Raw genomic sequence first — 19,699 nt, 5'->3', positions numbered from 1 at the left:
CGAAGAAGCCCGCAGCCCAGACCCACCCCTGGGCACCCCACGAACACAAGGCACCCCCCGCCGACCGCGGATCTCCGCTGTGCCCCGCCACCCGCACTCATCGGAGAACGCCGCCGAACCCCGCACGTCGCTGATCGCCGCCCGTAAACAGCGCGGCCCCCGCCCTTCCCCGGGGGGACGGCCCTTGGCCAGTTTATCGGGGGTGGGGGGTGAGGAGGAGGGGGTGCGGGGTTGCTGTGGATAACCGGCCCGCCCTGTGGATGGCGGGGTCATGGCTTGCCGAAACCGGCTCTGACCAGCTCGTTCTGCCCGGTCTGGCTTAGCACCAGGTCGACGAAACGGCGGGCGAGCAGCGCGTTGGGGGCCTGTTTGGTGAGCGCGATCGGGTACTTGTTGACCACCGCCGCCGACTCCGGGAAGTCGATCGCGTCGACCTTTCCCGAGCGGGTGTCGGTGACGTAGACCAGGCCCGCGTCCGCCTCCCCCGCCGCGACCTTGGTCAGCACCGCCTTCACGTCCTGTTCCTCGCTCGCGGGCCGCAGGTTCGGGGCGACTTTCCTAGTCGCCGCACCGCACGGGACCTGGGGAGCGCAGACGACAACCGTCACGTCCGTGCGGGTCAGGTCGGCGAGACCGGTGATCTTGGCCGGGTTGCCGCGGGGGACGGCGATGGTGAGCCGGTTGGTGGCGAACACCGCGGGGCTTTCCAGGTGCTCAGCCACCCCGGCCACTGTCTTCTCATCGGCGGCGGCGAACACGTCCGCCGCCGCGCCGTTGGCGAGCTGTTGGGCGAGCGCGGATGAGCCCGCGAAGTTGAGTCGCAAGTCGACGCCGGGGTTGTCGGTCTCGAATCGCTTCTCCAGGGCGGTGAACGACTCGGTCAGCGAGGCCGCGGCGAACACGGTCACGGTCGTCTGGTCAGAACCCGCGCTGGTCCCGCACCCTGCGAGCAGGGCGGCCGCCAGGAGCAGGGGCTTGATCACGGCGTCTCCACTACTACTTGGGTGGCCTTCACGTAGGCGACGGCGAGCACACCCGGCTCCAGGCCGAGTTCGCGGACGGCCTCCGCGCTCATCAGCGACACCACCCGGTGGGGGCCGCACTGCATCTCCACCTGCGCCATCACCCTGTCGGCCACGACTTCGGTCACCAGCCCGACGAAGCGGTTGCGCGCCGACCGCCCACCCGCGGTGGGGTCCGGGATCTCGCGGGCCTGGGTCCGGGCGAAGTCGGCGAGGACCGAGCCCTCCACGACCTTGCGTCCGGCGGCGTCGGAGTCCGCCCGAAGGTGGCCGGCGTCCACCCATCGGCGGACAGTGTCGTCACTGACGCCGAGCAGGCGGGCGGCTTCGGATAACCGAAAGTACGGCATGGACGGAGCCTAACCTCCGCAGCCGCGTCCTGATAGGATAAATCGACCCGCAATCGCGGTTGGACGCCAACCTCGCGGTCGTGCTCAGATAGCGGACGTATCAGCCCATTCGGTGAAATCGCGACTACCCTGGATCGGGTGACAGCGGTTGATCTGGGACTTCCGGCAATGCCCGGCACGTCTAGTGCGCCACGCCCGGACAACCCCGCGTTGATCGACCGGTTCGGCCGGGTCGCCGCGGACCTCCGGGTGTCGCTCACGGACCGCTGCAACCTGCGCTGCACCTACTGCATGCCCGCCGAGGGCCTCGACTGGATGCCCGGCGGCGAGATGCTCGACGAGGATGAACTCGGCAGGCTGATCCGCATCGCCGTGGAGACCCTCGGCATCACCAACGTCCGGTTCACCGGCGGCGAACCGACCCTGCGCAAGGGCATCGAGAAGATCATCGCCGCCACCGCCGCCCTCTCCCCCCGGCCGCGGATCTCGATGACCACCAACGGCATCGGCCTGGTCCGCCGCGCCAAGTCGCTGGTCGACGCCGGGCTCGACCGGATCAACGTCTCCCTCGACACCCTGCGCCCCGAGCGGTTCCAGGAGATCACCCGCCGCGACCGGCTCTCCGACGTGCTCGACGGCCTCGCCGCCGCGCGCGACGCCGGGCTGACGCCGGTCAAGGTCAACGCCGTGTTGCTGCCCGGGATCAACGACGACGAAGCCGCCTCGCTGCTTCGGTACTGCGTAGACCACGGCTACCACCTTCGGTTCATCGAGCAGATGCCCCTCGACCCGCAGCACGGGTGGAAGCGCACGCAGATGATCACCGCGGAGCGCATCCTCGAGCTGCTTCGCGAAGAGTTCGAGCTGACCGAGAGCCCGAGCCCGCGTGGCGCGGCCCCCGCCGAGCGGTGGCTGGTCGACGGCGGACCGGCCGAGGTCGGCGTCATCGCCTCGGTGACCCGCCCGTTCTGCGGCGACTGCGACCGCACCCGGCTGACCGCCGACGGCGCGCTGCGCTCGTGCCTGTTCAGCCAGTCGGAAACCGATCTGCGCGCGCCACTGCGGGCCGGGGCCGACGACGCCGAGATCGCCGAGCTGTGGCGGGCCACGATGTGGGCCAAACTCGCGGGGCACCAGATCAACGACGCGGGCTTCGCCCAGCCACTGCGGCCGATGAGCGCAATCGGAGGATGAGCGTGACGACAGCGACGGTCCGGTACTTCGCCGGAGCGCGAGCCGCCGCGGGCGTGTCCGAGGAGACCGTGGGATTCCCCGCCGGATCGACGGTCGCCGACGCGCTGAGCGAGCTCTCCGGCCGCCACGGCGAGGCTCTCTCCCGGGTCCTGCTGGCGTCGAGCTTCCTCCTTGACGGCGTGGCCGTGCGTGACCGATCTGTTCCGTTGAGTGACGGAACAGTGCTCGACGTGCTTCCGCCTTTCGCGGGTGGCTGAGTCCACGAACGGCCCAACACGCCGAATCGACGTGAGCCAAACCTCACCCAGCGTGAATTATCTCGGGCAGGACACGGAACAATAACAGCGAAACATAACTCGCTGACCTGCGGATTCATTGCCATCGAAGCCGGTTCGCCCAGCGTTACTGTGACGACGGTCACAACTTGGATAATTTCCGAATCCCCTCCCGGTTACGTACCGTCGCTTCTTGGCTGGCCCCGAACCAGCCACGCACTACCCGGGAGTCCGTAGCGCCAAGTCCTGTCCGGCGGCCTCTCGGGAACCAACCCCGAGCGAAAGCGAACTTCCGGACAGGGGCGAGGGACCACGACGAGCGTGCTTCGGCACGCGAGGCGTGGCAGCCGGGTGAGAGCCCCGGCCGGGCCGAAGTCGGGCCCGCCCACAGCGACACGCTCGCAGGCGCGGGAGGAGAGACCCAAATGTCCTACCTAGGCAAGCACCGCAAGCCGTCCTCCGCCAAGCGCACCATCGCCCGCGTCATCGTCGCGGGTGTCGCGATCGGCGCCCCGATGGTCGCCGTCGCCGCCCCCGCTTCCGCCAGCAGCGTCAACTGGGATGCCATCGCCCAGTGCGAGAGCGGCGGCAACTGGAGCATCAACACCGGCAACGGCTACTACGGCGGCCTGCAGTTCAGTGCCAGCACCTGGCGGGCGTACGGCGGGTCGGGCATGGCCCACCAGGCCTCCCGCGAGGAGCAGATCCGCGTCGCGGAGAACGTCCTCAAGGGCCAGGGCATCGGCGCGTGGCCGACCTGCGGCAAGCGGGCCGGTTCGACCGCCGCCATCGCGAAGAAGCCCGCGGCCCCGAAGAAGGCCGTGACGAAGCCCGCCGCCCCCAAGGCCGCGGCGCCCAAGGTGACCGCCCCCAAGGTCGCGGCCCCCGCCGCCCCGGTGGCGCTGTCGAAGTCGAACCCGGCGGGCGACTACACCGTCGTCGCGGGTGACACCCTGTCGCAGATCGCCAAGCAGCTCAACGTGACCGGCGGCTGGCAGGCCCTGCACGAGAAGAACAAGAGCTACATCGGCGACCCGAACCTGATCCTCGTGGGTCAGAAGATCGCCACCAAGTAAGTTTGACGCCCCGCTTTATGGGGCCCCAGCTCCGGACCCTTACCGCTACCCCCCGGCGGTGAGGGTCCGGTTCTATTTGGACGTGTCGGCAGGTTCGATCGGGGGCGCCTACCGCCCCTGCCGCAGTGGCACCGCTGGGCACCTGCCCCCACCCTGCGCAACGGGCCGAACCGAACGGCCTGTTTGGGTGGTTCGCCTTGATTTGGGGTGAAATGGGCCAAAATCGCGGTGCGGGTGAGGTTCCTTGAGCTCGCCTTTTGACCCGCACGGCCCATTTCGAGGGGCCCCAAATCAAGGCGAACCACCCAAACAGGCACCACTCATCCAAGGTGCAAGGAAAGTGCCAGTGGCAGTGTCCAGGTAGTTCGCTGGTTTGGGTGCCGCGTGGTCAGGGGCAGTTGACCCACTCATCAGTGCCATCAGTGAAGAGCTGATGCTTCCAGATCGGCAACCGCGCCTTCACCTCATCAACCAGATCCGCGCAGGCCACAAACGCCTCCCGCCGATGCTCAGCGGCCACGGCGCAAGCCAGGGCCACGTCCCCAATCGCCAAGTCCCCGATCCGATGGCTCACCGCGATGGCCCGCACCCCAGGACGCCGCGCGACGTCAGCCGCCACTTCGGCGACGATGTCCTTGGCGTTGGGGTGCCCCTCATAGCTCAGCCCCCGCACGCCCCGCCCGTGGTCGTGGTCGCGGACAACCCCCGCGAACGTCACCACAGCACCCGCGGCGGCGTGTTCCACCAGGGCCGCGTGCTCCTCGACGCTGATCGTGGACTCGCTGATATCGGCCCGCAGCACCTCAGCCGTAACAGCAGCCTCGGCAGGCCGCGGGTGGTCCCCGCCGCGCAGCTGGTCCACGGCGTGGGCCAAGACCGGCTCCAACACAGCCAGACCGTCCCGGACGCCGCCGGAGGACCCCGGCAGGTTCACCACGAGCGTGCGCCCGGCGACCCCGGCCAGGCCCCGGGACAGCACCGCCGTCGGCACCTTGGGCAGTCCGGCGGCCCGGATGGCGTCGGCGAGGCCCGGGATCTCGTAGTCCAGGACCGCCCGCGTCGCCTCCGGGGTGCCGTCGGTGGGGGTGAGGCCCGTGCCGCCCGTGGTCACCACGACGTCCACCCCGGCGGCGACAGCCGCCCTCAGGGCCGTCTCGACCGGGGCGCCGTCGCGCACCACCACCGGGTCCGGGACGTCGAAGCCGCGCCCACGCAGCCACGCGACGATGACCGGGCCGGTCTTGTCCTCATATACCCCGGTGGCCGCCCTGTTGGACGCGGTGATGACGTGTGCGGTGCTCACGACTGCTCCTCCCGGACCCAGGTGCCGCTCTTCCCGCCGTCCTTGCGCTCCACGCGGACCGCGTCGAGCACGGCGGCCGGGTCGACGGCCTTGATCATGTCGTGCAGGGTGAGCCCGCAGACCGCCACGGCGGTGAGCGCCTCCATCTCGACGCCGGTGCGGTCGTTGGTCCGCACGGTCGCCGAGATCCGCACCTCCGGCCCGTCGAGGTCGAAGTCCACCCGGACACCGGAGATGGCGATCGGGTGGCACAGCGGCACCAGCTCCGAGGTCTTCTTCGCCGCCATGATCCCGGCGATCCGGGCCGTGGCGAGCGCGTCACCCTTGGGCAGGCCGTCCCGCCGCAGCAGCGCGACTACTTCCTCGGTGGTTCGGACGACCCCGCTGGCCACCGCGGTGCGCGCGGTGACGTCCTTGGCGGAGACGTCGACCATTCGGGCCGCGCCGCTGGCATCGACATGACTCAGTTCACCCACAAATCGAGCCTAGTACTCAACCCGAGTGAGAGGTGCCCGCGGCCTTGCGCACAGCTTCGGCGACGGCCGAGGCGACCGCCGGGTCGAAGACGCTGGGGACGATGAATGACGCGTTGAGCTTGTCGCCGTCCACCACGTCGGCGATGGCGTCGGCGGCGGCCAGCAGCATCGAGTCGGTGATGCCGCGGGCCTGGGCGTCGAGCAGGCCGCGGAAGACACCGGGGAAGGCCAGCACGTTGTTGATCTGGTTCGGGTAGTCCGAGCGGCCGGTCGCGACCACGGCGGCGTGCTTCTGCGCCTCCAGCGGGTCGATCTCCGGGTCCGGGTTGGCCAGGGCGAACACCACCGGGTCCGCCGCCATCGTCGCGACCTGTTCGGCGCCGAACAGGTTGGGGGCGGACACGCCGATGAACACGTCGGCGCCGACCAGCGCGTCGTGCAGGTTGCCGGTCTTGTTCTCGCGGTTCGTGTTGGCCGCGACCCACTTCAGGTTGTCGTCGCCGTCGCCGCGTCCGGAGTGGACGATGCCGTCGACGTCGACGGCGACGATGTCGGCGGGCCCGCGGCGCAGCAGCAGCCGGATGATGGCCGAGCCCGCGGCGCCCACGCCGCACACGACGATCTTGGTGTCGGCCATGTCCTTGCCCACGACGCGAAGCGCGTTGCGCAGCGCGGCGACGACGCAGATGGCGGTGCCGTGCTGGTCGTCGTGGAAGACGGGGATGTCGAGCAGGTCGCGCAGCCGGGCCTCGATCTCGAAGCAGCGCGGCGCGGCGATGTCCTCGAGGTTGATGCCGCCGTAGACCGGCGCGATGAGCTGCACGGTCCGGATGATCTCCTCGGTGTCCTGGGTGTCCAGGCACACCGGCCAGGCGTCGACGCCGGCGAACTTCTTGAACAGGGCCGCCTTGCCCTCCATCACCGGCAGCGCGGCGGCGGGCCCGAGGTTGCCCAGGCCCAGCACGGCCGACCCGTCGGTGACGACGGCGACGGTGTTGCGCTTGATGGTCAGGCGGCGCGCGTCGTCCGGGTTGTCGGCGATGGCCTGGCAGATCCGGGCCACACCGGGGGTATACGCGCGGGAGAGGTCGTCACGGTTGCGGAGCGCGACCTTGGCGTTGACCTCGATCTTGCCGCCGAGGTGCATCAGGAACGTGCGGTCGGACACCTTGCGCACGACCACACCCGGCAGCACTTCCAGCGCCTCGGTGATGTCGCGGGCGTGGTTGGCCGACACCGCGTTGCACGTGATGTCGACGACGATCCGGTCGCTGTGCGACTCGACGACGTCGAACGCCGTGATGACGCCGCCGACCCGGCCGATGGCTCCCGCCAGATCCCCCGCCGCACTCGCCGAAGGGGGCGCCTCCACGCGGACGGTGATGGAGTAGCCGGGACCGGGAACTGGCATGCGGGGCTCCAAAGAAGACGGCAGCGTCTTGAATGGAGCGAGCCTAGCGCGGCGGCGTGATCACCTTCTGTGTACCGACCGGTAGTAGGCGCATGTCACGCCCAGGGTCAGGGGGTCTTGTTGATCTCCGTGACCGGGTGCTGGTAGGGCACCTTCTCCAACGGGAACGTGACGTCGCCGTACGGCGAGAGCGCGCCCTGGCGGTCTGACGCCAGCTCGCTGACCGGGTGCACGCCGTGGTCGTCGTCCCCCGCCCAGTGCGGGTCGACACGGTGGCTCTTGGCGGCCTTCGCCACGGCTCCTCCTAGGTGTTCGCGAACAGGTTTCGCGAGTACGGAGATTACCGGAAGGCCGGGCCGTATACCGTGGTCAGGGTGTCCAGCACCACGCTCACCGATTGGCTGCGCGCCCGGGACGACGAGGCGCTGGCCGAGGTACTGCGCCTGCGGCCGGATCTGGCCACACCGCGGCCCGCCGACACCACGGTGCTCGCCACCAGGGCCGGAACCCGCGCGTCCGTCGCCAGAGCGGCCGAAGGGCTCGACACCTTCACCCTCGCCGTCCTCGACGCCCTGCTCACGGCGGGTGCCGACCGGCAGCCCGTCCCGCTCGACGGCCTGCTCGACGTGCCGCCCGAGCGGCTCAGGGAAGCCGCGGACACGCTGCGCGGCATGATCCTCGCCTGGGGCGACGACGACGGGATCAGCCTCGTCCCCGCCGCCCGGGAAGCAGGCGGCCTCTACCCCGGCGGGCTCGGCCGGTCCTCGCCGTCGCTGACCGACGTCGACGTGTCCGTGCTGCTGGCCGAGATCGAGGACGACGAGCGCAAGGTCGTCACGGCCCTCGCTCACGGTCAGCCGGTCGGCCGCACGAAGGACGCCGCGGAGATCCTCCCGCTGGCCGACGCGCGGACCCCGATCCAGCGGCTGCTCGCCCGCGGCCTGCTGGTGCGGGTGGACGCGCAGACCGTCGAGCTGCCGCGCGAGGTCGGGTTGGCCGTGCGCCGCGAGCGCGTCGGCGCCCTCACCGAGCCGACGCTGCACACCACCGCGCACAAGCAGTCCACTGTGGACGCGACGGCGGCGAGTGAGACGCTCGAAGTGTTGCGGCACATGGAAGCGCTCATCCACATGTGGTCCGACGACCCCGCCACGACGCTCAAATCCGGCGGCCTGGGCGTGCGCGACGTGCGGCGGCTGACCAAGGCCCTCGACATCAGCGAGCGGCAGGCGACCCTGCTCGCCGAACTGGCCTTCGGCGCGAGCCTGATCGCCGAGACCGACACGGTGATCCCCGAGTGGATCCCGACCAACCACGCCGATCTCTGGCTCGCCGCCTCCCCCGCCAACCGCTGGGCGACGCTCGCGGCCGCGTGGCTCGACCTGCCGCGGCTGCCCGGGCTCGGCGGCCTGCGCGACGGCAAGGACAAGCTGCTCGCGCCGCTGTCGGAGGACCTGCGTCGCCCGGTCGCGCCGCTGGAGCGGCTGCGGGTGCTGACCGCCCTCGCCGACCTCAAACCCGGCACCGGCATCGCCTCCCCTGACGAACTCGCCGCCCTCCTCGCCTGGCGCGCGCCCCGGCGCGGCGGCAGGCTTCGCGACGAGATCGTCCGCTGGACCCTGACCGAGGCCTCCGCCCTCGGCATCGTCGCGCTCGGCGCGGTGAGCGGCCCCGGCCGGGCGCTGCTCGACGAAGGTGCCGCGGCGGCCGCGAAGCGGATGGCCGAGGCGATGCCGGAGCCGATCGACCACTTCCTGGTGCAGGCCGACCTGACCGTCGTCGCCCCCGGCGTGCTCGAACCGCACCTGGCCGCCCAGGTCGGCGAGGTCGCCGACGTCGAGTCCGCGGGCAGCGCCACGGTCTACCGGGTGTCGGAGACGTCGATCCGGCGCGCGCTCGACGTCGGCCGCACCGCCTCTGACCTGCATGAACTGTTCCGCCTGCGGTCCCGCACGCCGATCCCGCAGTCGCTGACCTACCTGATCGACGACGTCGCCCGCAGGCACGGCAGGCTGCGCGGCGGCGCGGCCACGTCGTTCCTGCGCTGCGACGACCCGGCGCTGGTCGCGGAGGTCGCCGCGCACCCGGTGGCGGCATCGCTGCGGCTGCGCCGGATCGCGCCGACCGTGCTGATCAGTCCGCTGCCGCTGCTGGAGATCCTCGACGAGCTGCGCGCGGCCGGGTTCGCCCCGGCGGCGGAGGACGTCGACGGCCAGGTCGTCGACCTGCGGCCCACGGGCAGGCGGGTGCAGACGGCCGCGCGGGCGCTGCGCAGGCCGGCGGGCACGCGGGTGGCCGACCCGGAGCAGCTGGCGGAGATCGTGCGCAGCATGCGGGCGGGCGATCGTGCGGCGGAGAGCAGGCGCAGCCGCCCGGTGTCGCCGAGCTCCGGCGGGGCGAACCTGGCGGAGGTGATGGCCCTGCTCAAGACGGCCATCCAGGATGGCAGCAAGGTGTGGATCGGCATGGTCGACGGCCACGGCAGCGCCGTCCAACGCGTCCTCATCCCAGTCCGCCTAGGCGGCGGCGTAGTAGAGGGCCACGACCCCACCGGCGACGACCTCCACCGCCTCCCCGTCCACCGCATAACCAGCGCAGCCCTGGTCGAGGAATAACCGCGAGTCGCCCCGCCAGGCAAACGAGTCGCCCCTCCCGGCGAGTGAGTTCGACATTCGCGCGGACGTGAATGTCGAACTCAGTTGCAGGGAGGGGCGACTCGTTTGCCTGAGGGGGCGACTCGCGCCTAGACGGCGCGGGACATGCGTTGTTGCATGGCGTGTTGGACGAGGGTGATGAGCGCTTCCTTGGTGGAGTCGCGGTCACGCGCGTCGGTCGTGACGATCGGCACCGACGGCTCGACGGTGAGCGCGTCGCGCACGTCGTCGATGCGGTGGTGCAGAACGCGGTCGAAGCAGTTCAGCGCGATGATGTACGGCAGTCCGCGGTCCTCGAAGAAGTCGATGGACGCGAACGCGTCGGCCAGGCGCCGGGTGTCGACCAGGACGATGGCGCCGATGGCGCCGCGGACCAGGTCGTCCCACATGAACCAGAATCGGTGCTGACCCGGTGTACCGAACAGGTACAGGATCAGGTCGGAGTCGAGCGAGACGCGACCGAAGTCCATCGCCACCGTGGTGGTCGTCTTGTTCGGCGTCGACGACAGGTCGTCGACGTCCACGCTGGCCTCGGTCATGACGGCCTCGGTGGTCAGCGGCACGATCTCGGAGACCGAGCCGACCAGGGTCGTCTTGCCCACGCCGAACCCACCGGCGACCACGATCTTGGCCGAGGTGGTCGGCTGCGGTGCCGCGCCACGCGCGCTGAGAGGACTAGAGCCTGCGGAGCCCACTGAGCACCCTTTCCATGAATTCGATCGACGGCCGGTCGCCCACGACCATGCCGCTCTGGTGGATCGAGACCAGGCCCATTCCCGCCATGTCCCCGATCAGGACCCGGGCGACGCCGAGCGGAAGCCGCAGGTGCGCGGCGACCTCGGCGACCGAACGAGTATCCAGGCACAGGCCGCAGATGGATCTGTGCTCCGGGCGCACCGCCGCGTCGGGGACTCGGCCTCGGTCACTGGTGGAGACCAGAGCCTCGATCGCCAGGTCGTAGTCGGAGCGGGTCCGACCACCGGTCTTGGTGTACGGACGCACCAGTGAACCGGTTTCCTGCAGCGGGTCGTGCTCCGGCTCCGGGTCGAACGTCGGGACCGCGGGGATCTCCTTGCTGTCCCAGTCGGACTGCGCGGGGATACCCGAGTCGCCGTAGAGCGCCGCGCTCGGCCCGCCGAAGAGCCTCGCCCGGAACCCATCGATGTCGAACCGGTTCGGCGGGTCGCCGATGCCATGTTCGGGCAGGTCCTCCCAGCCGCGTTCCGACATCTCCGTCAGCCTCCGCTCGGGCTCATCCAGGGGTTCATCGAGGTCGGATTCGCCGAAGCGGGAGTCCGAGCCGAACAAGTCCCGGTAGGAGAAGTCGTCCTCGGTACGCCTGCCGGTCGCCCGGCGCCCCGTACTCATCGCGCTCTCACCCCGCCGTCTCGATTACCTGCGCTGCGAGCCCTGAAGCTGCGCGCGCAGCTCGGGCGTCATCTGCTGGCCGACTCGCTCGACCAGGAGGGTCATCTCGTAGGCGACCAGTCCGATGTCGCAGTTCGGAGCGGCGAGCACCGCGAGGCACGAGCCGTCCGAGATCGACATCAGGAACAGGTAACCGCGGTCCATCTCGACCACGGTCTGGTTGACCCCGCCCGCTTCGAAGCACCTCGCGGCACCGGCGGTGAGACTCACCAGGCCGGACGCCACCGCGGAGAGCTGTTCGGCGCGGTCGCGGGGCAAGCCCTGCGATCCGGCCAACAGCAGTCCGTCGGCGGAGACCACCACGGCGTGCGCGACGCCGGGGACCTGGCGAACGAAATCGGTGATGAGCCACCCGAAGCTGCCGGGCTGCTGTACTGACGCGGTCGTCACTCCTGCTCCTCGTCTTGGCGGCTCTCGTCTGAACCGGTCTGGTCACCAGGGTAAGCGTCGACAAGGGCGTGTCGGCCCCGCCGAACCCCTTGTTGGAAGCTCGACATGCGGCCGCGGATCGCGTCCGCCGTGCGGGGAGGCAGTGGAGGCACCGCCGGCTGTTCACCGGTGGTCTCCTCCCTTGGCGCTGCCGAACCGGGGACCAAGTGGGCTTTGGGGACCCGCTTGGGCAGTCCTGCGGTAGTCATGGTGTCAGCACTGTGGTCGAGCAGTGCACGGGCCCGCTGCCAACCGTCGTCACCTGGGGAAACCCAGGGATCGACGACGGGGGCCGGTTCGGGCTCCGGTGCGGGCTCGGGTTCGGCCGCCGCGGCGGGCGCCTCGACGGCGTCGGCCGTGGGCTCCGCGTGGTGGTCTGCTTCGGGCTCGGCCGGGGTCAGTGCGCCGTTGATGGTGCCGTTCGCGGGCGGGTTGCCGTTGGCGGCGGGGGTGGAGCCGGTGTCACCCGCTTCGAACCACTGCGACAGGACGGCCTCGTAGATCGGCAGCCGCTCCGTGGGGGCGTCGCCGCCGTGGGTCTGCTCGGCGGGCCGGGGCGGCGGCTCGTAGGCGTAGGCGCCGTTTACGTCGTCGTCGTAGGGCTGTTCCGGCATCGGGGTGCCGAACAGTCCGACGCCCGAGTCGTCGTAGATGTGGCCGTTGAGCGCGGAGTTGATCTCCTCCGGGGAGGCGGGGGGACCCCAGCCGCCGGTGTCGTCGATCTTGTCGGCGCCGAAGCTCGGCTGGAACGGCGGGTAGCCGGTGACCTGCTCGGCGGAGCGCTCCACCGGGGACTCGGCCACCACGCCGCCGTCGGAGCGCAGCCGCGGCATGCTGCCGGTGAAGGCCCCCGCGATGCCGCTGGCCTTGGCCGCCGTGTCGCCGATGGCGGGCGGGAGGCTGATCGGCGAGATGATGTTGTTGGTCTGCGCCGGGGCGCCGGAGCCGTGGACCAGGCCCGCGGGGACGGTGATCCGGGCGATCAGGCCGCCCTCGATGTCCTCGTTGTCGCGCAGCCGCACGACGATGTCGTGCCGCTTGGCGAGCCGGGCGACCACGTAGAGGCCCATTCGCCTGGTCACCGCGACGTCGAGGTCGGGCGGGTCGGCGAGGCGGGTGTTGGCGTTCTCGATCTCGTCCTCGTTCATACCGACACCGGAGTCGGTGATCTGGATGGCGAGTTCCTTCTTCCTGGTCACCGCCATCCGGACGTAGACCTTCTTCTCCGGCTCGGAGAAGGAGGTCGCGTTGTCCAGCAGCTCGGCGATCAGGTGGACGAGGTCGGAGACGGCGCGGCCCTGCACGGCGATGTCCGGAGCGGACAGCACCTCGATGCGGGCGTACTGCTCGACCTCGGAGACCGCGGCGCCGACGACCTCGGCGGCGGGCACCGGGCGGCTGAGCTGGCGGCTCAGGCCGGAGCCGGAGAGCACCAGCAGGCTTTCGGAGTTTCGCCGCATGCGGGTGGCGAGGTGGTCGAGCTCGAAGAGGCTGGCGAGCTGGTCGGGGTCCTGCTCGTCCTGCTCGAGCCGGTCGATCAGCGAGAGCTGGCGCTCGACGAGCGTCTGGCTGCGCCGGGAGAGGTTGACGAAGATCGAGTTGATGTTGTCGCGCAGCAGCGCCTGCTCGGTCGCCATCCGGACCGCCTGGTCGTGCACGGCGTCGAACGAGCGGGCGAGCTGACCGGTCTCCTCGCGGGTGAACACCGGGACCGGCTCGACCGCGTTCTTGGCGGCCTCGACCGGGTCCGGGTCGGCGAGGATTCGCTGCACCGTCTCGGGCAGTCGCCGGTTCGCCACGTCCAGGGCGTCGCGGCGCAGCACGCGCAGCGGGACCAGGAGCGAGCGGGCGACGATCAGGGTGACGATCAGGGCGAGCAGCACGGCGGCGAGGACGATCGCGGCGTCGCGCCAGGCGTCGACCTTGGCCGTGTCGGCGGCGGTGATGGCCTTCGACCGCAGCTTCTCCAGCAGCGAGATCTCGACCTTGCGCAGCGCCTCGGCGGTGGCTCGGGCGTCCTCGCGCAGCGAGTCGATCGAGATGCCCAGCGGCTGGTCCCGCGAGGCGTGGTAGAAGGCGAGCTGCTTGGTGGACTCGCGGTGGTCGACCTCGGCGCCGGAGAAGGTGTCGGAGTAGAACTGCGACTCGACCGGCTCGGCGTTGGCGCGGAAGTTGGCGACGGAGGCGGCGTAGCTGGCCTCGGCGCCGCGGGCCAGTTCGAGCATGCCGGAGGGGAAGTTGTCCCGGATGGCGGCGATCATCAGGATCGAGTTCTGCCTGCCCAGGAACTCCTTGCTCTCCACGACGCTGAGCGCGGCGCTGGCGAGGCGGTTGATCTCCGGGTCGCCGAGCGAGGCGGTGAACTCCGAGCCGGCGGCCAGCACGGCCTCCAGCAGGGAGGTGTAGGCGCCGTAGACGCCGACGTCGGGGTATTCGCTGCTCATCGCGGCGCTGCGGACCGACTCGACGGCGGAGAGGCGGTTCGCCAGCGGCATCAGCAGCCGGGCGTCCTCCCGCTCGGCCTCGACGGTCTTGGCGGCCTGCGCGAGCCGGGCGAGCGTGGCGTTGGTCTTCTGGAACTGGGCCTGGATGTTGCCGACATCACCCTGTCGCCTGCCCGCGACGTGGGCGACGACCAGGTTACGTTCGTTCTGCAGCTCGTGGACGAGCGCGACGACGTCGAGGGTCGAGCTGATGTCCGCGGCGGCTTCGTCGAAGTCGGCGGCGCGCTGCAGCTCGTTGTCGGCGCGGAGCACCCCAAGGGCGATGGCGGTGATGACCGGGACCATGAGGACCGCGATCAGCTTGGTCCGCAGGCGCCAGTTGCGCAGCCGCCAGCGGGACCCGCCCTCGACCGTTTTACGGCCGGGCGTCTTGGGCGCGGCGGATCGCGCCGCATCCCGGTCGGACACGACGCCACCGAATTTCCCAGGGCCTAGGTCGACCCCAGCGGTGTGATCGGGCACTGCCTGCACACTCCTTGCATCTGAGCCAGTAGCCCGTTACTCGGCTAGCTCGAACGGACAACTACCCCAGTTAAGGACGCGGCGCATCGCGGTAGCCCGAAGCAGTGACGCTTGCCGCAAGATGTCGGACCGACTCGGCCCGGCGTTACCGACGACCATGCGCGCCTGCTCTCCGCGCCGCTCGGACGAGCGTGCGCCTCACCTGTTGGACACAGAAGGTAGCGAAGTCTCAGCGGCGATGTAACCCTTCCAGGGCATCATCACAGCCCTTATCAGGTACTTAGCAGTAGCAACAGTCCTCATGGGTGATGGAACTATGGACTATTCCAGCCAATTGATCACCCAGATGGCAGGGCTAGGGGGCATACCCCGAGTGGGCCATTACACACCGTTAGGCCCTGGTCAGGGCTCTGGAGCAATTCGCCCACTTGGGTCAACGGCTCCACCCAATTCAGTGAGAGAGTTCACCCGAAGACATCTGGCGCACACTCATTGTGACCCGGTCCCAACGGACCTTAGAGTGGCCCCTTGATGTGCGAGGGGGGTAACACCTCGACAAACCGACCTCCTATGAGGAGAGGCTCCAATGCTCCGAAGCGTGACCACCAGACGGTTCTCCCGTGCCCGTCTGCCGATCGCCGCTGTCGCGGTGGCGCTGCTGGCCAGCGGCTGCTCGCTGCTCGGCGGCGAAAGCGGATCCGACGGCGCCCAGCAGGGGCCGGGCGGGGTGGAGAAGGCCAAGATCAAGGTCGGGGTACTGCCCGTCGTCGACGTCGCGCCGTTCTACCGCGCCATCGAGCAGGGGTACTTCAAGGAGCAGGGCCTCGAGGTCGAAGCCCAGGTCATGGCCTCCGGGCCCGCCAGCATCACCGGCGTCATCAACGGCGACGTCGACATCGCGTTCGCGTCCTACCCGGCGCCGCTGCTCGCGCAGAGCAAGAAGCTGGCCGAGTTCAAGATCGTCGCCGACGCGCTCTCGGCGAAGCCCGGCCACCTCGTCGTGGTGACCCTGAAGGACTCCGCCTTCAAGAAGCCGTCCGACGCGCCCGGCAAGCGGATCGCGATCACCGGCCGCAACAGCTTCACCGACCTGGCGCCGATGTCCGTCCTGAAGAACCAGGGCGTGGACTACAACCAGGTCAAGTGGATCGAGATGCCGCTGCCGGAGATGATGGGCGCCCTGCAGAAGGGTGACGTCGACGCCGCGGTCATGGTCGAGCCGTGGGTCACCAACGCGATGAAGAAGATCGGCGCGGTCCCGGTGTTCGACGGCGCCTCGGGTCCGACGGCCGAGATCCCGATGTCCGGCTACGTCGCGATCGGCGGCCAGGGCAAGTTCGCCAGCACCAGCCCCAACACCATCGCCGCCTTCCAGCGCGCGCTGGCCAAGGCGCACGCCGAGGCGACCGACCGCTCCAAGATGGAGCCCATGTTCGTCAAGTACGCCAAGATCGACCAGCAGACCGCCCAGCTGGTCACCATCTCCACGTATTCGACCTCCCTTGAGGCCAACCGCATCCAGCGCGTGGCGAACCTGATGGAAGAGTTCGGTGTGATCAAGGGTCACCTTGACGTCAAGACCATGATCCCGAACGGTTCTGCGGGCAAGTAGCGGTAGGGGGTGGGCTTCCGTTTCCGGAAGCCGAGCACAGTGAGTGGAACTCGACGGGTTCCCGCGAGCTTGATCGGTCTGGCGGGCCTCTTCCTCACCTGGGAAGTGGCCAGCCAGACCGGTCTGGTTCCGGGACTCTACCTGCGTCCGCCGAGCGAGGTCCTGCCGACGATGGTGGACCTGCTCGGCGACGAGACCTTTCTCCGGGCGCTGCTGGCCACCGTCCTGGCCACCGTCATCGCACTCGTGATCGCCGTCCTGATCGCCGTCCCCAGTGGACTGCTGCTCGGCAGCATCCCGCTGGTGCGCCGGGCGTGCATGACGGTGGTCGAATTCCTCCGGCCGATCCCGTCGGTCGCGCTGATCCCGCTGGCGCTGCTGGTCACCGGCACCGGCCCGGACACCAAGATCGCGCTCGCCGTCTACGGCGCGCTGTGGCCGATCCTGTTCAACACGATGTACGCGCTCGACGAACTCGACCCGCTGCATGTGGAGACGGCGCGCGCGTTCGGCACCGGCCGGGTGGCCGTGCTGACCCGGATCGCGCTGCCCAGCGCGGCCCCGTTCGTGCTGACCGGCGTGCGGCTGTCGTTCGCGATCGCGCTGGCCGTGGTGGTCTCGACCGAGCTGTTCGCGGGCGGCACCAAGGGCCTCGGGCAGTTCATCATGGAGGCCAACAGCGGCGGCGCCCACATGGACCAGGTGCTCGCGGGCACGGTCATTGCGGGCCTGGTCGGCTACGCGGCGAACGCCGGGCTGGAACGGCTGCACACCAAGCTGTTCGCCTGGAACGCCCCGCGGGGTGATGCCTCGTGAGGCGCTTCGGGAGGTTCGCCCAGCGCTGGGTCGTGTTCGCCATCGTGGTCGCGGTGTGGGAGCTGGTCACGCGGTCCGCCGCCGACCCGTTCTTCCCGCCGCCGTCGACGATCTCGGGTGCCGCGGCCGAAGTGTGGTTCTCCAGCGCTTTCGGCGAGCACGTCGTGCCCGGTGTCGGCCGGATGCTCGGCGGCTGGGCGCTGGCCGGGATCATCGGCGTGGCGCTGGGCCTGCTGCTCGGCCGGTCCCGCACGGCGATGGCGTACCTGGGTCCGCTGTTCAACTTCATGCGATCGATCCCGCCGCCGCTGCTGGTCCCGTTCTTCATCGCCACCGTCGGCGTGACGAGCATGCAGCTGCCGACGATCATCTTCGGGGCGATCTGGCCGGTGCTGCTCAACACCGTCGACGGCGCCCGGGGCGTGGACGCGACGAAGGTCGAGACCGCGCGGGCGTTCCGGCTCTCGAAGGCCCAGTGGATCCTGGGTGTGGTGCTGCCGTCGGCTGCGCCGAAGATCTTCGCCGGGCTGCGGCTGAGCCTGTCGATCTCGCTGATCCTGATGGTCATCGGCGAGTTGGTCGGGTCCGCCAACGGCATCGGCAACCAGCTGGTGCGCACCCAGCGGGACTACGACCTACCTGAGATGTGGTCGTGGATCGTGCTGCTCGGCGTGCTCGGCTACCTGTTCAACACGCTGCTGCTGATGTTCGAACGCCGTGCCTTGGCCTGGCAGCCGAAGCACACGTTCGAGACCCAGGCGCAGGCGACCGGAGGATGACCGTGGCCCAGACAATGCTCGATGTGGCCGACCTCGGCCACACCTACCAGGCCAAGGACGGCGCCCACGACGCCATCGACGGCCTGTCGTTCACCGTGGAGGCGGGTGAGCTCGTCTGCGTCGTCGGCCCGTCCGGCTGCGGCAAGTCGACCCTGCTGCGGTCGATCTCCGGGCTGATCCGGCCGACCCGGGGCGCGGTCTCGCTGCACGGCACCCCCGTCGACGGCGTGCCCGCGGACCTGGCCGTGGTGTTCCAGGACTACAGCCGGTCACTGTTCCCGTGGCTGACCGTCCAGCGGAACGTGGAGTTCCCGCTGCGTGAGCTGTCCAGGGCCGAGCGCACCGCCCGGGCGGGCGAGGCGCTGGCCGCGGTCGGCCTGGAGAACGCGGGCCGCAAGTACCCGTGGCAGCTCTCCGGCGGCATGCAGCAGCGCGTCGCCATCGCCCGCGCCCTGGCCTACCGGCCCGCCCTGCTGCTGATGGACGAGCCGTTCGCCTCGGTGGACGCGCAGACCCGCTTCGAGCTGGAGGACCTGCTGCTGCGCGTGCGCCGCGAGCAGGACACGACGGTGCTGCTGGTCACCCACGACATCGACGAGAGCGTCTACCTGGGCGACCGGGTGCTGGTGCTGTCGAAGTCGCCCGCCCGGGTGGTCGCCGCGCTCGACGTCGGTCTGGGCGAGGAGCGCGACCAGATCACCACCCGCTCGTCGGACGAGTTCGTCGAGCTGCGGGCGAAGGTGGCGGGGCTGCTGCAGTCGGCGCCCACGGCCGAGACCGTCCACTGACGACGAATGCCCCCGGCCGCGGCCGGGGGCATTCGTTTCCGTGCCGGAAGATCAGCTGGAGCTCTTGCCGCAGATGGTCATCTTGGGCTCGGCGTACATGAAGCCGTCGTCGACGCCCTTGGCGGTGCAGGCGTCCGGGTCGTTCTTGCCCTCGACGACCTCGAGCACCTCGAACTTGACGCTCGGGTCGCCGCAGGGGACCTTCCTGGCCTCGGCGGACTTGCGGAGATCGGTGAAGCACTCGCCGACCTTCGTGTTGAGCATCAGGCACAGCGAGAACCCGCCGCTGCCGCCACGCCTGCTCGACTGCTCGTACTCCAGGTACATGCTGTTGTCCGCGGTCGGGCAGGTCGCGGCGGCGCTGTCGAGCTTCTTGGCGACCTTGAACACCGCCTCGGGCTTGGTGCAGTCGATCTTCTCGACGTCGGCGTTGGTGGCGCTGTCGTCCTTGACCTTGATGCAGTCGCCGACGTCGGCGGACGCGGCCGACTTGTTGAACGCGAAGAACCCGCCGATGCCGACCGCCACGATCGCGACCAGGATGACCACCAGCTTGATGGTCTTGCCCTTGTTCGGACCCGACGGCGGCGGCACGAATCCCGGCTGCACCGGCTCCTGCCCGAACGGCGGCGGCTGCTGGCCGTACGGCTGCTGAGGCTGCTGGCCGAACGGGGGCGGCTGCTGCCCTGGCTGCTGGCCGAAGGGCGGCTGCTGCTGACCGGCCTGCTCACCGAAGGGTGGCGGCTGCTGGCCAGGCTGCTGACCGAAGGGCGGCGGCTGCTGACCGGGCTGTTGGCCATACGGCGGGGGCGGCTGCTGGCCAGGCTGCTGGCCGTACGGCGGCGGCTGGTGGCCCCCGGGAGGCGTCGGCGGCCCCTGGTTGTACGGCGGCTGCGGGCCGCCCTGGGGCGATCCGAACGGGCCCGGCTGCTGCGGGTTGGACATTCGTGCACCTCGTGGAGTTCGAACAGCGGGGGTTGGCGGGCCTGCCGGCGGCGAACCAGCGGCTGGCCAATCTAACGCGGGGGTCGGACACCTGGCGGTGAAACGCGGGAAAGACAGGCGCGTTCTCCGGCCTTCACCCTCAAGTCGCCCGGAAGGCCACTTCCGTGACTCGCCG

General features: G+C 70.1%; 19 protein-coding genes. 8 read left to right on the top strand and 11 right to left on the bottom strand.

Translation table 11 applies throughout. From position 1 onward, the window contains the following. Positions 1-269: 269 nt before the first annotated feature. Together modA and C8E96_RS33970 are read right to left on the bottom strand one after the other, a co-directional pair. Positions 270-980 carry a molybdate ABC transporter substrate-binding protein gene (modA, locus tag C8E96_RS10765; protein WP_091379543.1) on the bottom strand — a complete coding sequence of 237 codons (711 nt, stop codon included), beginning with the start codon at positions 978-980 and terminating at the stop codon, positions 270-272. Beyond that, complete coding sequence (locus C8E96_RS33970; protein ID WP_091379311.1) at positions 980-1,372, bottom strand: TOBE domain-containing protein; 393 nt, start codon at positions 1,370-1,372, stop codon at positions 980-982. The genes modA and C8E96_RS33970 overlap by 1 nt, the downstream gene beginning before the upstream one ends. Before the next feature lie 168 nt (positions 1,373-1,540). Between C8E96_RS33970 and moaA the strand changes: the two genes are divergently transcribed. The 3 genes from moaA (at position 1,541) to C8E96_RS34460 (ending at position 3,917) form a co-directional block, all read left to right on the top strand. Beyond that, positions 1,541-2,566, top strand: coding sequence for a GTP 3',8-cyclase MoaA (moaA, locus tag C8E96_RS10755; RefSeq protein WP_091379314.1), 1,026 nt, complete (start codon positions 1,541-1,543; stop codon positions 2,564-2,566). Beyond that, positions 2,563-2,823 carry a MoaD/ThiS family protein gene (locus C8E96_RS10750; RefSeq protein ID WP_091379316.1) on the top strand — a complete coding sequence of 87 codons (261 nt, stop codon included), beginning with the start codon at positions 2,563-2,565 and terminating at the stop codon, positions 2,821-2,823. The genes moaA and C8E96_RS10750 overlap by 4 nt, the downstream gene beginning before the upstream one ends. Positions 2,824-3,266: 443 nt before the next feature. After that, positions 3,267-3,917 (top strand): LysM peptidoglycan-binding domain-containing protein, encoded by a 651-nt coding sequence (locus tag C8E96_RS34460; RefSeq protein ID WP_091379320.1) that lies wholly within the window; start codon positions 3,267-3,269, stop codon positions 3,915-3,917. Between the two features lie 388 nt (positions 3,918-4,305). On the opposite strand, the gene C8E96_RS10740 is transcribed toward C8E96_RS34460, so the two are convergent. The 4 genes from C8E96_RS10740 to C8E96_RS10725 form a co-directional block, all read right to left on the bottom strand. Then, the gene (locus C8E96_RS10740; RefSeq protein WP_228770061.1) at positions 4,306-5,220 is read right to left on the bottom strand and encodes a molybdenum cofactor biosynthesis protein MoaE; all 915 of its coding nucleotides are present in this window, start codon (positions 5,218-5,220) and stop codon (positions 4,306-4,308) included. Beyond that, positions 5,217-5,696 (bottom strand): cyclic pyranopterin monophosphate synthase MoaC, encoded by a 480-nt coding sequence (gene moaC, locus C8E96_RS10735; RefSeq protein WP_091379325.1) that lies wholly within the window; start codon positions 5,694-5,696, stop codon positions 5,217-5,219. Before moaC ends, C8E96_RS10740 begins: the two co-directional genes overlap by 4 nt. 16 nt (positions 5,697-5,712) lie before the next feature. Continuing rightward, positions 5,713-7,107 carry an NAD-dependent malic enzyme gene (locus C8E96_RS10730; RefSeq protein WP_091379329.1) on the bottom strand — a complete coding sequence of 465 codons (1,395 nt, stop codon included), beginning with the start codon at positions 7,105-7,107 and terminating at the stop codon, positions 5,713-5,715. A 107-nt stretch (positions 7,108-7,214) separates the two neighbouring features. Next, complete coding sequence (locus C8E96_RS10725) at positions 7,215-7,403, bottom strand: hypothetical protein (protein ID WP_091379332.1); 189 nt, start codon at positions 7,401-7,403, stop codon at positions 7,215-7,217. Positions 7,404-7,481: 78 nt separating this feature from the next. On the opposite strand from C8E96_RS10725, the gene C8E96_RS10720 reads away from it, so the two are divergent. Continuing rightward, positions 7,482-9,722: a helicase-associated domain-containing protein gene (locus C8E96_RS10720; RefSeq protein ID WP_091379552.1), complete on the top strand. Its 2,241-nt coding sequence runs from the start codon at positions 7,482-7,484 to the stop codon at positions 9,720-9,722. Positions 9,723-9,850: 128 nt separating this feature from the next. Here the strand turns inward: C8E96_RS10720 and C8E96_RS10715 are convergent, their stop codons facing one another. From C8E96_RS10715 to C8E96_RS10700, 4 genes are read right to left on the bottom strand one after another with little or no spacing between them, the layout of a single operon-like run. Further along, positions 9,851-10,456 (bottom strand): GTP-binding protein, encoded by a 606-nt coding sequence (locus tag C8E96_RS10715; protein WP_091379336.1) that lies wholly within the window; start codon positions 10,454-10,456, stop codon positions 9,851-9,853. Then, positions 10,437-11,129: a DUF742 domain-containing protein gene (locus C8E96_RS10710; RefSeq protein WP_091379339.1), complete on the bottom strand. Its 693-nt coding sequence runs from the start codon at positions 11,127-11,129 to the stop codon at positions 10,437-10,439. Before C8E96_RS10710 ends, C8E96_RS10715 begins: the two co-directional genes overlap by 20 nt. Before the next feature lie 24 nt (positions 11,130-11,153). Next, a complete protein-coding gene (locus tag C8E96_RS10705) occupies positions 11,154-11,579 on the bottom strand; it encodes a roadblock/LC7 domain-containing protein (RefSeq protein WP_026422971.1) in 426 nt (141 codons plus the stop codon). Continuing rightward, positions 11,576-14,530, bottom strand: coding sequence for a sensor histidine kinase (locus tag C8E96_RS10700; RefSeq protein WP_091379342.1), 2,955 nt, complete (start codon positions 14,528-14,530; stop codon positions 11,576-11,578). Before C8E96_RS10700 ends, C8E96_RS10705 begins: the two co-directional genes overlap by 4 nt. A 652-nt stretch (positions 14,531-15,182) precedes the next feature. On the opposite strand from C8E96_RS10700, the gene C8E96_RS10695 reads away from it, so the two are divergent. From C8E96_RS10695 to C8E96_RS10680, 4 genes are read left to right on the top strand one after another with little or no spacing between them, the layout of a single operon-like run. Continuing rightward, positions 15,183-16,196 carry an ABC transporter substrate-binding protein gene (locus C8E96_RS10695; protein WP_166657946.1) on the top strand — a complete coding sequence of 338 codons (1,014 nt, stop codon included), beginning with the start codon at positions 15,183-15,185 and terminating at the stop codon, positions 16,194-16,196. A gap of 39 nt (positions 16,197-16,235) precedes the next feature. Further along, the gene (locus C8E96_RS10690) at positions 16,236-17,012 is read left to right on the top strand and encodes an ABC transporter permease (protein ID WP_228770062.1); all 777 of its coding nucleotides are present in this window, start codon (positions 16,236-16,238) and stop codon (positions 17,010-17,012) included. Then, positions 17,009-17,791, top strand: coding sequence for an ABC transporter permease (locus tag C8E96_RS10685; RefSeq protein WP_091379350.1), 783 nt, complete (start codon positions 17,009-17,011; stop codon positions 17,789-17,791). The genes C8E96_RS10690 and C8E96_RS10685 overlap by 4 nt, the downstream gene beginning before the upstream one ends. After that, complete coding sequence (locus C8E96_RS10680; RefSeq protein ID WP_166657945.1) at positions 17,788-18,579, top strand: ABC transporter ATP-binding protein; 792 nt, start codon at positions 17,788-17,790, stop codon at positions 18,577-18,579. Before C8E96_RS10685 ends, C8E96_RS10680 begins: the two co-directional genes overlap by 4 nt. A 51-nt stretch (positions 18,580-18,630) precedes the next feature. On the opposite strand, the gene C8E96_RS10675 is transcribed toward C8E96_RS10680, so the two are convergent. Next, positions 18,631-19,524 (bottom strand): LppU/SCO3897 family protein, encoded by an 894-nt coding sequence (locus C8E96_RS10675; protein WP_133794340.1) that lies wholly within the window; start codon positions 19,522-19,524, stop codon positions 18,631-18,633. Between the last annotated feature and the right edge of the window lie 175 nt (positions 19,525-19,699).

Source organism: Actinokineospora alba (assembly GCF_004362515.1).
Taxonomy (GTDB): Bacteria; Actinomycetota; Actinomycetes; order Mycobacteriales; family Pseudonocardiaceae; genus Actinokineospora; species Actinokineospora alba.
Note: the sequence above shows the minus strand (reverse complement) of the source record. Positions and strands in the feature narration are given on the sequence as shown.